Below are 12,710 nucleotides of genomic sequence, written 5' to 3'. Positions count from 1 at the left end.
AGAGGCCGCGGCGTACTGGATCGCCCGGTCAAGCCGGGCGATGACAGCGGAATTTGTGACGATCACGCTCACACCAGCGCCTTGCCGCCGGCGAACGCCTTTGCGGTGGCTTCGTCGTTCGCCTGCTCCGGCAACAGCATCTCGTTGTGCGCCTTGCCGGAGGGGATCATCGGGAAACAATTTTCCAGCGACGCGACGCGGCAGTCGAACAGCACCGGACGCTTGACCGAGATCATTTCCTGGATGGCGCCGTCGAGATCGCCCGGCTTGTGCACCTGGATGCCGACGCCGCCATAGGCTTCCGCGAGCTTGACGAAGTCCGGCATCGCCTCCGAGTAGGAATGCGACAGGCGGTTGCCATGGAGCAGCTGCTGCCACTGCCGCACCATGCCCATGTACTGGTTGTTCAGGATGAAGATCTTGATCGGCAGCTCGTACTGCACCGCCGTCGACATCTCGTGCATCGTCATCTGCACCGAGGCATCGCCCGCGATGTCGATGACGAGGCTGTCGGGATGGGCAACCTGCACGCCGACCGCGGCCGGCAGGCCGTAACCCATGGTGCCGAGACCACCCGAGGTCATCCAGCGATGCGGCTCCTCGAAGCCGTAGAACTGCGCGGCCCACATCTGATGCTGGCCGACCTCGGTGGTGATGTAGGTGTCCCTGCCGCGCGTCGCCTCGAACAGGCTCTGGATCGCGTGTTGCGGCAGGATGACGTCGTTGCTCTTCCTGTAATAGAGCGAGTTGCGGGCACGCCACTGCGCGATCTGCTGCCACCACGCCTTGATGTCGGGCTTCTTCGCCTCCGCCTTGAACACCTGGAGAATGTCGCCGAGGATGTTGCCGCAGTCGCCGATGATCGGCACGTCGACGCGGATGTTCTTGTTGATCGAGGACGGGTCGATATCGATGTGGATCTTCTTCGAGCCCGGCGAGAACGCATCGACGCGGCCGGTGATGCGGTCGTCGAAGCGCGCACCGACGCACAGCATGACGTCACAATCATGCATGGTCATGTTGGCTTCGTAGGTACCGTGCATGCCGAGCATGCCGAGCCAGCTCTTGCCCGACGCGGGATATGCGCCGAGGCCCATCAGCGTGGAGGTGATCGGAAAGCCGGTGACCTCGACCAGCTCGCGCAGCAGCCTGGTGGCCTCGGGACCGGAATTGATCACGCCGCCGCCGCTGTAGATCACGGGGCGCTTGGCGCCTGCGAGCAGCGCCACGGCCTTGCGGATCTGCGTCGCATCGCCCTTCACGCGCGGCGCGTAGGAGCGATGCACGTCGGACTTGCGCGGCGGATGATAGGTGCCGGTCGCGAACTGCACGTCCTTGGGCACGTCGACGAGCACCGGGCCCGGCCGACCCGTGGTCGCAACGTAAAACGCCTCGTGCAGCACCTTTGCGAGATCGTTGACGTCGCGCACCAGCCAGTTGTGTTTGGTGCAGGGGCGCGTGATGCCGACCGTGTCGCATTCCTGGAACGCGTCGTTGCCGATCAGATGCGTCGGCACCTGGCCGGAGATGCAGACCAGCGGGATCGAGTCCATCAGCGCGTCGGTGAGCGGCGTCACCATGTTGGTGGCGCCGGGGCCGGAGGTCACCAGTGCAACGCCCGGCCTGCCGGTCGAACGCGCATAGCCCTCGGCGGCGTGGCCCGCCCCCTGCTCGTGGCGGACCAGGATGTGCTGGACTTCGCTCTGCTGGAAGATCTCGTCGTAGATCGGAAGCACCGCGCCGCCGGGATAGCCGAAAATGTCGGTCACGCCATGATCGATGAGCGCGCGGACGATCATTGCGGCGCCGGTCATCTGGTTCGGATCGTGGCTCTTGTCGCTCATTGGTTTGCTCCGGATGCGCTGTTGTCAGCGGCTTCGTTCGTGTCGGGTTTTCGGAAATAAAAAAGGCCCCGAAGAGGGCCCATGCACACCGCCTGTCATGTGGATGGCAGCTAGCCACCCCCGGCGGTGTGCCTGGGTACGACGGCGATAAGGAGTTTGGTAATAATATTACGCATGGCGGCGGCTCGGCTTCCCAAAGGTTGCGCGAAACATAGCGGCCAAAGCCCGGATGTCAAGGCGATGCGGCCGTTCCTGCGCGATTTTGGCAGTGTAGCGGCGTTCCCGGGGTTGGGCGAGAGGTAAATTCGGCGACCGAGGCACAAAAGCGTGTCAACCGGGGTCCCGGGCCGCGTTCACCGCCGCCGCCAGCCAGCCCCGCACCCCCTCCGGCTTCACCCACTCGAATTCGGGCAATTGGTGCCGAAACCAGGTGAACTGCCGCTTGGCGTAGTGGCGGGTGTCGGCGCGGCCGATGGTGGCCGCCTGCTCCAGGCTGAGCTCACCACGCAGATGCCGGACCAGGGCCGGCACGCCGTGAGCCTTCATCGCCGGCAGCAGCGGATCGAGGTCTCGGGCGGCGAGACGCTCGACCTCCTCCAGCGCGCCGGCCTCCAACATGACATCAAAGCGGGCGTCGATGCGCGCATAGAGGTCGTCGCGCTCGGGCGCGAGGAACACCGCGCGAAAACTGTCCTTGGGCAAGAGCGGCGGCTGCCCCTCATGGTGCCAGTCCAGCAGCGAACGGCCGGTGGCTTCGACCACTTCGAGCGCGCGCGCAATGCGCGTGCGGTCACGCAGGTTCAATCGCTCGGCCGCCCTGGGATCGGCGGCTGCGAGTTCCGCGTGCATCGCCTCAACGCCGTTCCGCTCCAGCCGCGCCCGGACGTCCTCGCGCACCTCGGCGGGGATTGGCGGCACCACGGAAAGGCCCGCCGTCAGCGCCTTGAAATACAGCCCGGTGCCGCCGATGAAGATCGGCAGGCGGCCTTCGGCTTGCGCCTCTTCAAGCGCCCTCGCCGCGTCACTCACCCAGGCTCCGGCCGAAAAATTCACGGCCGCATCGACATGGCCGTACAGGCGATGAGGCACCTGCGCCTCGTCGCCAAGGGTGGGGCGCGCGGTGATGATGCGGAGGTCGCGGTAGACCTGCATGGAATCGGCATTGATCACGACCCCGTTCGCAGCGAGCGCAAGCTCGATCGCGAGCGCCGACTTGCCGCTGGCGGTCGGGCCTGCGATAAGCACGGCCTTGCCAACATGCCCTCTGCCGACTTGCCCCTCGCTCACGAAAACCTCAAATGTCCCTCGTTGCCACGCTGATCTGCAACCCGAATAACCCCGCGCTCGACTCGACCATCGTCGACGGAGCCCGCGCCGTGCTGCCTCAGGCAGCTCCCGCGCACTGGCTGTTCGACGGGGTGGCAGTCGACATCCCCTTCGGCGCCGACAGTAACCTCGAAGGCGACCGTCACGCCATCGAACAGCGGCTCCGCGAGCTTCGCGGCGACCTACCGATTGATATCGTGGTGCAACCAGTCGGCTTCCGGCGCAAGAAGCTTTTTCTCGCCGACATGGATTCCACCATGATCGGCCAGGAATGCATCGACGAGCTCGCCGATTGCGTCGGGGTGAAGGCCCATGTGGCAGCCATCACCGAGCGTGCGATGCGCGGCGAGGTCGAGTTCGAGCCGGCGCTGCGCGAGCGCGTCGCGCTGCTCAAAGACCTCCCCGCCAGTGCCGTCGACGAGGTGCTGGCCAAGCGCATTACGCTGACGCCGGGTGGCCGCGAATTGGTCGCGACCATGCGCGCCCATGGCGCCTATGCCTGTCTCGTCTCCGGCGGCTTCACACTGTTCACCAGTGCGGTCGCCACCAGGATCGGTTTCCAGGAGAACCGCGCCAACGAGCTCGTCGTCCGCGACGGCAAGTTCACCGGCGAGGTGAAGGAGCCGATTTTGGGGCGCGCGGCAAAGCTCGCGACGCTGGTGGATCTGATGGAGTCGTTCGATCTCGACGACGTCGACTCGCTGGCGGTCGGCGACGGCGCCAATGATCTCGCGATGATCCAGGCGGCTGGGCTGGGCGTGGCGTATCATGCCAAGCCTGCGGTGGCCGCGGCTGCGGCAGCCCGGATCGATCATGGCGATCTCACCGCGCTGCTGTATGCGCAGGGGTATCGGCGCGAGGAGTTCGTGGAGGCGTAGCCTCCTCTCCGCTGTCATCACCCGCGAAAGCGGGTGATCCAGTATTCCAGAGACAGGGCGAGGATACGGAAAGGCCGCGGCGTACTGGATGCCCCGCTTTCGCGGAGCATGACAGTGAATGTGTGGCGACTCATGCCCCTTACTGCACGCTCAACGCCACGAAGCGCAGCTCGCCGTCGGCGTTCGACACCAGCAGCAGCACCGACTTCTTGCCGTCCTTCTTGAGCTGGTCGACCCGCTTCTGGATGTCGGCGCCGCTGGAGACGCCCTCCTGCGCCACCTCGACGATGACGTCGCCGGCGGAGAGGCGCTTCTCGGCGGCGTCCGAATTGGCGTCGACATTGGTGACGACCACACCCTTGACGCTGTCCTTGATCTTGTAGCGCGCACGCAGGTCCTTGCTCAGCGCCGCGAGATCGAGGCCGAGCGCCTTCTGCGTCACGGTCTTTTCAGGCGGAGGCTCGTCGGTCTTCACTGCGGCCTGCACCTTGTCGGGATCCTGCAACCTGCCGAGCGTGACCTTCTTGGTCTCCTCCTGACTCTTGCGGATGATGACGACGTCGACCTCCTTGCCGACCGCCGTGTCGGCGACCACGCGAGACAGATCCTTCGGGTCCTTGACGTCCTTGCCGTCAAACTTGACGACGACGTCGCCGGGCTCGATGCCGGCCGGCTTGGCCGGGCCCTTGTCGTCGACGCCGGCAACCAGCGCGCCGCGCGGCGGCTTGATGTTGAGGCTCTCGGCGATCTCGTCGGTAACGCTCTGGATGCGCACGCCCAGCCAGCCGCGGCGCAACTCGCCGAACTGGCGGAGCTGGTCGACCACACCCGCGACCGTCTTCGACGGTACGGCGAAGCCGATGCCGATCGAGCCGCCGGAGGGCGAGATGATCAATGTGTTGACGCCGATGACGTCGCCATCGAGGTTGAACAGCGGACCGCCGGAATTGCCGCGGTTGATGGAGGCGTCGGTCTGAATGTAGCTGTCGTACGGACCTGACGAGATGTCACGGTTCTTCGCCGAAACAATACCGGCCGTCACGGTGCCGCCGAGGCTGAAAGGATTGCCGATCGCGACGACCCAGTCGCCGAGGCGCAGCTTGTCGGAATCGCCGAACTTCACCGACACCAGCGGCTTCGGCGGCTTGAACTTCAGCACGGCAAGGTCGGTCTTCTTGTCGACGCCGACCAGGTCGGCCTTGATCTTGGTCCCGTCGTTGAGGATGACGTTGATCTCGTCGGCGTCCGCGATGACGTGGTTGTTGGTGACGACGACGCCTGACGTGTCGATGATGAAGCCGCTTCCGAGCGAGTTGGTCTTGCGCGGCGCCGGGCTATTCTCTCCGCCCTTGCTGCCGCCGCCGGGACCCTTGCGATTCTTGAAGAAGTCGTCGAAGAACTCCTCGAAGGGCGAGCCGGGCGGCAGTTGCGGCATGGCATTGCCGCCGCCGCCCTTGGCTTCGACGGTTTGCGAGGTCGAGATGTTGACGACCGCGTCGATCACCTTCTCGGCGACGTCGGCGATGCCGTCCGGTCCGCGCGCAGAGGCCGGTGTGCCGAATGCGCTGAAAGCGCCAACGGCGAGCGCGGCCAGCCCTAAGCGCAAACGGGTCGGGGCAATGGTGGCAGCGGTCATTGTGATCTCCAGGAAGCAAGGATTCGGCGTCAAGACTGCGCTCGAACGGGGGGACGGCGCAAGCGCGGACCTTAACGGGCCTCAAGACCCGGACAATAAGGCGAAAACCGGTCCCTCGCCTTCACTTTGGCGTTGGTGCGACGGCTAAATTGGCCGTCGCATAACCCAGATCAGGACCAAGCCGGCCACGGCCGAACCAATGCCGACCGCTCGCAGGACATTGTCCGGTGTGGCCATCGCGCTTTTCATGGCCTTGCGCATCCAGGCCGGGCTTGCCGCGAACATCAAGCCTTCCAGCACGAACAGGATGCCCAAACCGATGAGGAAGTCGGTGAACGCAATGGACCTCATCGGATTGGAACCTCCCGTTGTGCTGTTCTTGTCTGGACGAGGGGCGGCCAGACCTGAGGCCCGACTTGCCGCCCTTGTCTCACTTACGGCTTCGCTGGCGTCGTGGTCGCCGTCTTGCCGGACGGGTTACCAAAGAACCGGAAGAAATCCGAGTCCGGGCGCAGCAGGAAGCGGGTGTCGTTCGCGCGCAGCCCGTTCTCATAGGCCGTCATCGAGCGGTAGAAGGAGAAGAAATCCGCATCCTTGCCGTAGGCTTCGGCGAACAGACGGTTGCGCTCGGCATCGCCGACGCCGCGCGTCTGCTCGGCCAGCGACCTCGCATCCGCCTCGATTACGGTCGCCTCGCGGTCGGCCTTGGAGCGGATCTCTTGGGCCTTCTGGCCGCCCTGCGCGCGGAACTCGGCGGCTTCGCGCTCGCGTTCCGTCTTCATGCGCTGATAGACCGCCTGGCTGTTCTGCTCGGGCAGATCCGCACGGCGGATCCGGACGTCGACGACCTGGATGCCGTAGCCGTCGGCCTCATGATCGAGCTGATCGCGGATGCGCTGCATCAGCTTCTCGCGGTCGTCCCGGACCACGTTGATGAAGGTGACCTCGCCGAGCACGCGGCGCAGCGCCGCGTTCAAGAGCGTGGTGAGCTGGATGTTGGCGGCCTGGATCGAGCCGATGCTCTGATAGAAGCGGAGCGCGTCCTTGATGCGGTAACGCGCGAAGGCGTCGACCACGAGCCGCTTCTGGTCGGACGCGATCGCTTCCTGCGACGGGTTCTCCAGATCGAGGATGCGCTTGTCGATGTTGATCACCGAATTCCACGGTGCCTTGAAGTGCAGGCCGGGATCGGTGACGACGTCGACGGGCTTGCCGAATTGCAGCACGATGGTCTGCTCGGTCTGCGCCACCGTGAACAGGGACATGTAGCCCACGATCACGACGAGCAGGAGGCCGAGCAGCGTGACAATGCCTGTGACCGGAGATCTCATCGGTTGCCTCCGGTCGTCTGCTGGCCGGTTGCAGGCGGCCGCTTGGCCGTCAATTCGCTGAGCGGCAGATAAGGCACGACGCCCTGGCCCGACTGGCCGCCGTCATAGATGAGCTTTTCCGAGCCGCCGAGCACGCGCTCCATCGTCTCCAGATAAATCCGTTCACGCGTCACGTCGGGCGCCTTCTTGTATTCCTCGTAAACCTTCAGGAAGCGCGAGCTCTGGCCCTTGGCCTCGGCGACCGTCTGCTCCCTGTAGCCTTCGGCGGCCTGCATGATCTGCGCCGCACGTCCGCGTGCCTGCGGCACGACCTGGTTGGCGTAGGTCTGCGCCTCGTTCTGCAGCTGCTCGAGGTTGGCGCGCGCCGCCTGGACGTCGCGGAAGGCGTCGATCACCTGCGCCGGCGGGTCGACCTTCTGCATCTGCACCTGGCTGATCTGAATGCCGGCGCCGTAGCTGTCCAGGGTCTTCTGGATCAGTTCCTGCACGCCCTGTTCGGTGACGTTGCGCGCGCCGGTCAGGATCGGCTGGATCTGCGAGCGGCCGATCACCTCGCGCATCGCGCTCTCGGCGACCGCCTTCACGGTGCCTTCGGGATTCTGGATGTTGAAGAGGAAATCGCCGACGCCATTGGGCTTGATGCGCCAGAGCACGGTGAAGTCGACGTCGACGATGTTCTCGTCGCCGGTCAGCATCAGGCTCTCTTCCGGCACGTCACGAATGGAACGGCCGCGCCGCGCCGGATCGTCGATCAGCGTCATGCCGATGGAAATGGTAGAAACGCGCAATGCCTTTGGCAGCAGCACGGTCTCGATCGGATACGGCAGGTGATAGTTCAGGCCGGGCTCCACGGTGCGGACATGCTTGCCGAAGCGCAGCACGACGCCGAGCTCTTCGGACTGCACCCGGAAGAAGCCCGACAGCAGCCAAAACGCGACGATGAGCAGCACGATCAGCGTGATGCCGATGCCGGAGAAATAGCCGCCCGGCATGATCTGCTGGAGGCGATCCTGGCCGCGCCGCAGAAGGTCTTCCAGATCCGGCGGCCTTGGCCCGACCGGTTGCGGGCCGTTGCCCCATGGTCCCTTCGGACCCGAGCCCCATGGGCCACCGCCCTGATTCTTCCACGGCATTCGACGCTCTCCTCGGCAGGGTGAAATTGCCCCCGCCCGCTTTGTCCGGTCCGGCTTTATAGGGGACAGGCAGGTCCCTTACAACGCAGCCCTCGCCGCCCTCCGAGCTAAGCTTGGGGGCAGAAAAGTCAATGTTAACATTGGCAAATGCGGTTAATGGCCCGCCCGCCGACGATATGTCACATAGGAGTAGTCGGCGCTGTCGTGGGGTCCGGCAGGATGACGGATGCGCTCGACCTCGTCCCACTCTGCCCTGTCGATGTCGAAATGCGTGTCGCCTTCGGGGCGGGCATGCACTTCGGTGATTTCGAGGCGATCGGCGCGATCGAGCCATTGCCGATAGATTTCGGCACCGCCAATCACGGCGATCTCGGTGACCGAACGCCGCAGGGCATCGCCGCGCGCGATGGCGTCTGCCTCGGCAGTCGATGTCGTGACGATGGCGCCGGTGGCGCGATACTCCGCATCGCGCGTGACGACGATATTGGTGCGGCCCGGAAGCGGCCGGGGCAGGGATTCGAAGGTCCTGCGGCCCATGATCACGGGCTTGCCGATCGTGAGCGCCTTGAAGCGCGCCATGTCGGATTTCATTCGCCACGGCATCGCGTTGCCGGCGCCGATGACGCCGTTCTCCGCGATGGCGACGACGAAGACGATCTCCATCAGGTCGCGCTCCCGGCAAGCCGTGTCAGCGCCGGACCGGTGACGCGGCACAGCGTCCAGTCCTCCAGCATGACGGCACCGAGCGACTTGTAGAACGCGATCGACGGCGCGTTCCAGTCGAGCACCGCCCATTGCAGCCGCGACCAGCCGTTCTCGACGCATTCCCTGGCAAGGTGCACGAGCAGAGCCTTTCCGAGGCCCCTGCCCCGATGCGACGGCCGCACATACAAATCTTCGAGATAGATGCCGTGCCGGCCGCTGAACGTCGAGAAATTCGCAAACCACACCGCGAAGCCGACCGGCTCGCCGTTCCACTCGGCGAGGGCGCAATGGAGTTGCGGTCGCTCCCCGAACAGTGCGTCGGCGATGTCAGCCTCGGTCGCCTCGACCTCGTGCGAAAGCTTTTCGTACTCGGCGAGCTCGCGGATGAAAGCAAGAACCAGCCCGGCTTCGCCGGGACGCACAGGGCGGATGTTGAGCGACATCGGCGTCAGACCGCGACCGCGGCCTTGATGTGCGGATGCGGGTCGTAGCCGACGAGCTCAAAGTCCTCGTAACGGAAGGAGAAGATATCCTTCACCTCGGGATTGATCCGCATCACCGGCAGCGCGCGCGGCGCGCGCGTGAGCTGGAGCTTCGCCTGCTCCAGATGGTTGGAATAGAGATGAGTGTCACCGAATGAGTGCACGAAGTCGCCGGCCTTCAGGCCCGTGACCTGCGCCACCATCAGGGTGAGCAGCGCATAGGAGGCGATGTTGAAGGGCACGCCGAGGAACACGTCGGCCGAGCGCTGATAGAGCTGGCACGACAGCTTGCCGTTGGCGACGTAGAACTGGAACAGGCAGTGGCACGGCGGCAGCGCCATCTTGTCGACCTCGGCCGGATTCCAGGCCGAGACGATCAGGCGGCGCGAGTCCGGATTGCGCTTGATCATGTCGATCACGTTCGCGATCTGATCGATGCTGCGTCCGTCCGGCGCGGGCCAGGAGCGCCACTGATGGCCGTAGACGGGGCCGAGATCGCCATTGGCGTCGGCCCACTCGTCCCAGATGGTGACACCGTTGTCGCGCAGATATTTGATGTTGGTATCGCCCTTCAGGAACCACAATAGCTCATGCACGATCGCCTTCAGCGGCAGGCGCTTGGTGGTCAGCATCGGAAAACCGGCAGACAGGTTGAAGCGCATCTGATGGCCGAACACCGACAGCGTGCCGGTGCCGGTCCGGTCGGTCTTTTCGGCGCCGTCTGAAAGAATCCGCTCGAGCAGGTCCTGATACTGGTGCATGTGCGTGAGCCTTTGGGGAGGCGGCGAATTTAGCGGCCGCCCCCGCGCTGCGACAGCGGCGATTCGCCATCGATACGCATTATACCCGGAAAAGTGAGCGTTCCCGGTGCAAACGACAAGGGGCGGAACTCAGCATTCCGCCCCTCGTCTATCAGATTGATCCTGCTGGCCAACTTGCCGGCTGGGTTCGAGGCACGACGCGCCGACGCAGGCGCGGCGCCCTTAGTTTTCGGATTCCGTGAATACCTCGTCGCGCTTGGCACGCAACGCGGGCAGCACCGTGAGCACCAGGAGGAAAGCGGCGATCGCGAGCAGCACGGCCGACAGCGGACGCGTCAGGAACACGCTCCAGTCGCCGCGCGAGATCAGCAGCGCGCGGCGCAGGTTCTCTTCCATCAGCGGTCCGAGCACCATGCCGAGCAGCAGCGGCGCCGGCTCGAAATCGTGCTTGATCAGCCAGTAGCCGACCAGACCGAACACGCCTGCGAGGATGACGTCGACCGGCGCGTTATTCACCGAGTAGATGCCGATCGCGCAGAAGATCACGATCGAGGGGAACATCAGCCGGTAGGGAACGCGCAACAGCCGCACCCAGATTCCAACCAGCGGCAGGTTGATGATGATCAGCATCAGATTGCCGATCCACATCGAGGCGATCATGCCCCAGACCAGCTCCGGCTGCTTCTGCATCACTTGCGGACCCGGTACGATGCCGTGGATGGTCATCGCGCCCACCATCAGCGCCATCACGGCGTTGGGCGGGATGCCGAGTGTCAGCAGCGGGATGAAGGAGGTCTGCGCCGCGGCATTGTTGGCGCTTTCCGGCGCCGCCACGCCCTCGATCGCACCGCGGCCGAACCGCGACGGGTTCTTGGCGATCTTCTTCTCGAGCGTGTAGGACGCAAAGGACGCGATGACGGCGCCGCCGCCCGGCAGGATGCCGAGGATCGAGCCGAGCACGGTGCCGCGCAGGATCGCAGGTGCCGAGTCGATCAGGTCCTTCCTGGTCGGCATCAGGCCGGTGATCTTCTGCTGCACGAGGTCGCGGTTCATCTCGGCGCCGGCGTCGAGGTTGCGGATGATCTCGGCGAAGCCAAACACGCCCATCGCCACCGTCGCAAAGCCGAGACCATCGGCAAGCTCCGGAATGTTGAACGCCATGCGCGAGGCGCCGGTCTCGATGTCAGAGCCGACCATCGACAGCATCAGGCCGAACACGATCATCGCGATCGCCTTCAGCACCGAGCCCTTGGCCAGCACCACCGCGAAGATCAGGCCCAGCACCATCAGCGAGAAATATTCGGCCGGGCCGAACGCCAGCGCGAGCTTGGTCAGCGGCGCACCGAGAACGGCAATGAGCACGGTCGCGACGCAGCCGGCGAAGAACGAGCCGATCGCCGCGATCGCCAGCGCCGGGCCGGCACGGCCTTGCTTTGCCATCTGATGGCCGTCGATGGCGGTGACGACCGACGTCGCCTCACCGGGAATATTGACCAGGATCGAGGTGGTCGAGCCGCCGTACTGGGCGCCGTAATAGATGCCGGCGAGCATGATCAGCGCGCCGACCGGCGGCAATCCGAACGTGATGGGCAGGAGCATCGCCACGGTTGCGACGGTGCCGATACCGGGCAGCACGCCGACCAGCGTGCCGACCAATGCGCCAATCAGGCACATGAGAATGTTGATCGAGATCGGCAGCGACAGACCGTAGAGCCACCAGGGTGACCACCAGGAGATCTGAAACACCACACCGAAACCGAGGCCCAGATTGTGGAAGAGATCGAACATCACACCCTCACTGAACCAGGAAGCGCGGGAACATCGGCATCGGCAGCCCGAGCACGTAGGGGAAAAGCAGCGCGCAGCCGAGCGTCAGGCAGGCGCCGACGATGATCGCTTCGAGCCAGCGCGTTTCATGCGTGCCCATCGCCGCGATCAGGAAGCTTGCGAATGCCGTAACCACCACCCCAAGCGGACGAATCGCCAGCGCGAAGAAGACGATCGAGATCATCACAAAGAGCGGCCCACGCCAGGCATAGTGCGCCATGCCCGGCCCGTCGGTCAGCAGTCCCGTCAACGCGATGCCGGCGCCAAGTGCGACGAGCAGCCCGCCAAACATCCGCGGCGCCGTGCCGGCGCCGAAGGAGAAGCCGCGCATCCCCTGCAAATCGCTGGAGGCCCACAGTGCGAACAAGGCGAGCGCCATCAACACGATCCCGCCGACATAGTCCTGCGCCGACCTGATCGTCATGAAGAACGTGAGAATCGCCACCGCAAAGATCGGATAGGAATAGATCAGCGCCAGCAGCACATCGGATGACGCCTTCTTGGCGTCACCGCCGACCGCCCCGAGCAACGCGCCGGGCGCGCCCGCGAGCAGCGCCGTAGCGTGGCTGATCACCACGGCGGCCGGGCCACGTCCGGCGCCCCAGCCAAAGATCGTCCCGAACGACCAGATGAATTCGAAAATCTGCGGCGCTATGGCCAGCAGACAAAAGCTGATCACCACCGAGGTGTTTCGGTTGGCTGTCGCCGAGTGGCCCATCGTATCGGCCATGCATGTCTCCTCCGCGACCCGTAAGTCACGAGCACTGTTGTTCTAATCGGCTGGAAA

At 64.8% G+C, this 12,710-nt stretch carries 12 protein-coding genes; 1 reads left to right on the top strand and 11 read right to left on the bottom strand.

All coding sequences use genetic code 11. The annotated features are described in order from the left end of the window. Positions 1-68: 68 nt before the first annotated feature. Positions 69-1,844, bottom strand: coding sequence for an acetolactate synthase 3 large subunit (locus tag ABIB91_RS32600; RefSeq protein ID WP_354170612.1), 1,776 nt, complete (start codon positions 1,842-1,844; stop codon positions 69-71). 330 nt (positions 1,845-2,174) lie between these two features. Continuing rightward, a complete protein-coding gene (gene miaA / locus ABIB91_RS32595) occupies positions 2,175-3,131 on the bottom strand; it encodes a tRNA (adenosine(37)-N6)-dimethylallyltransferase MiaA (RefSeq protein ID WP_219683473.1) in 957 nt (318 codons plus the stop codon). An 11-nt stretch (positions 3,132-3,142) separates the two neighbouring features. On the opposite strand from miaA, the gene serB reads away from it, so the two are divergent. After that, positions 3,143-4,048, top strand: coding sequence for a phosphoserine phosphatase SerB (gene serB / locus ABIB91_RS32590; RefSeq protein ID WP_007600981.1), 906 nt, complete (start codon positions 3,143-3,145; stop codon positions 4,046-4,048). A 139-nt stretch (positions 4,049-4,187) separates the two neighbouring features. Here serB and ABIB91_RS32585 read toward each other — a convergent pair whose 3' ends face one another. From ABIB91_RS32585 to ABIB91_RS32545, 9 genes are all read right to left on the bottom strand, one after another. Then, the gene (locus ABIB91_RS32585; protein WP_007600980.1) at positions 4,188-5,684 is read right to left on the bottom strand and encodes a Do family serine endopeptidase; all 1,497 of its coding nucleotides are present in this window, start codon (positions 5,682-5,684) and stop codon (positions 4,188-4,190) included. Between the two features lie 144 nt (positions 5,685-5,828). Then, positions 5,829-6,035, bottom strand: coding sequence for a DUF2065 domain-containing protein (locus tag ABIB91_RS32580; protein ID WP_007600979.1), 207 nt, complete (start codon positions 6,033-6,035; stop codon positions 5,829-5,831). An 83-nt stretch (positions 6,036-6,118) separates the two neighbouring features. Continuing rightward, positions 6,119-7,015, bottom strand: a complete 897-nt coding sequence (hflC, locus tag ABIB91_RS32575; protein WP_007600978.1) for a protease modulator HflC — start codon at positions 7,013-7,015, stop codon at positions 6,119-6,121. After that, positions 7,012-8,148 carry an FtsH protease activity modulator HflK gene (hflK, locus tag ABIB91_RS32570; RefSeq protein ID WP_007600977.1) on the bottom strand — a complete coding sequence of 379 codons (1,137 nt, stop codon included), beginning with the start codon at positions 8,146-8,148 and terminating at the stop codon, positions 7,012-7,014. The genes hflC and hflK overlap by 4 nt, the downstream gene beginning before the upstream one ends. 153 nt (positions 8,149-8,301) lie before the next feature. Next, complete coding sequence (locus tag ABIB91_RS32565; protein WP_354170607.1) at positions 8,302-8,811, bottom strand: dihydrofolate reductase; 510 nt, start codon at positions 8,809-8,811, stop codon at positions 8,302-8,304. After that, positions 8,811-9,296, bottom strand: coding sequence for a GNAT family N-acetyltransferase (locus ABIB91_RS32560; protein WP_354170605.1), 486 nt, complete (start codon positions 9,294-9,296; stop codon positions 8,811-8,813). The genes ABIB91_RS32565 and ABIB91_RS32560 overlap by 1 nt, the downstream gene beginning before the upstream one ends. Positions 9,297-9,301: 5 nt before the next feature. Continuing rightward, entirely contained in the window at positions 9,302-10,096 is a 795-nt protein-coding gene (locus ABIB91_RS32555; protein WP_354170603.1) for a thymidylate synthase, read from the bottom strand. Positions 10,097-10,318: 222 nt separating this feature from the next. Then, positions 10,319-11,884: a tripartite tricarboxylate transporter permease gene (locus tag ABIB91_RS32550; protein ID WP_007600973.1), complete on the bottom strand. Its 1,566-nt coding sequence runs from the start codon at positions 11,882-11,884 to the stop codon at positions 10,319-10,321. 7 nt (positions 11,885-11,891) lie between these two features. Beyond that, on the bottom strand, positions 11,892-12,653 hold the full coding sequence (locus ABIB91_RS32545) for a tripartite tricarboxylate transporter TctB family protein (protein WP_219683471.1): 762 nt from the start codon (positions 12,651-12,653) through the stop codon (positions 11,892-11,894). Positions 12,654-12,710 lie beyond the last annotated feature (57 nt).

It is taken from the genome of Bradyrhizobium sp. JR4.3, from assembly GCF_040547695.1.
In the GTDB taxonomy this organism is placed as follows: Bacteria; Pseudomonadota; Alphaproteobacteria; order Rhizobiales; family Xanthobacteraceae; genus Bradyrhizobium; species Bradyrhizobium canariense.
Note: the sequence above shows the minus strand (reverse complement) of the source record. Positions and strands in the feature narration are given on the sequence as shown.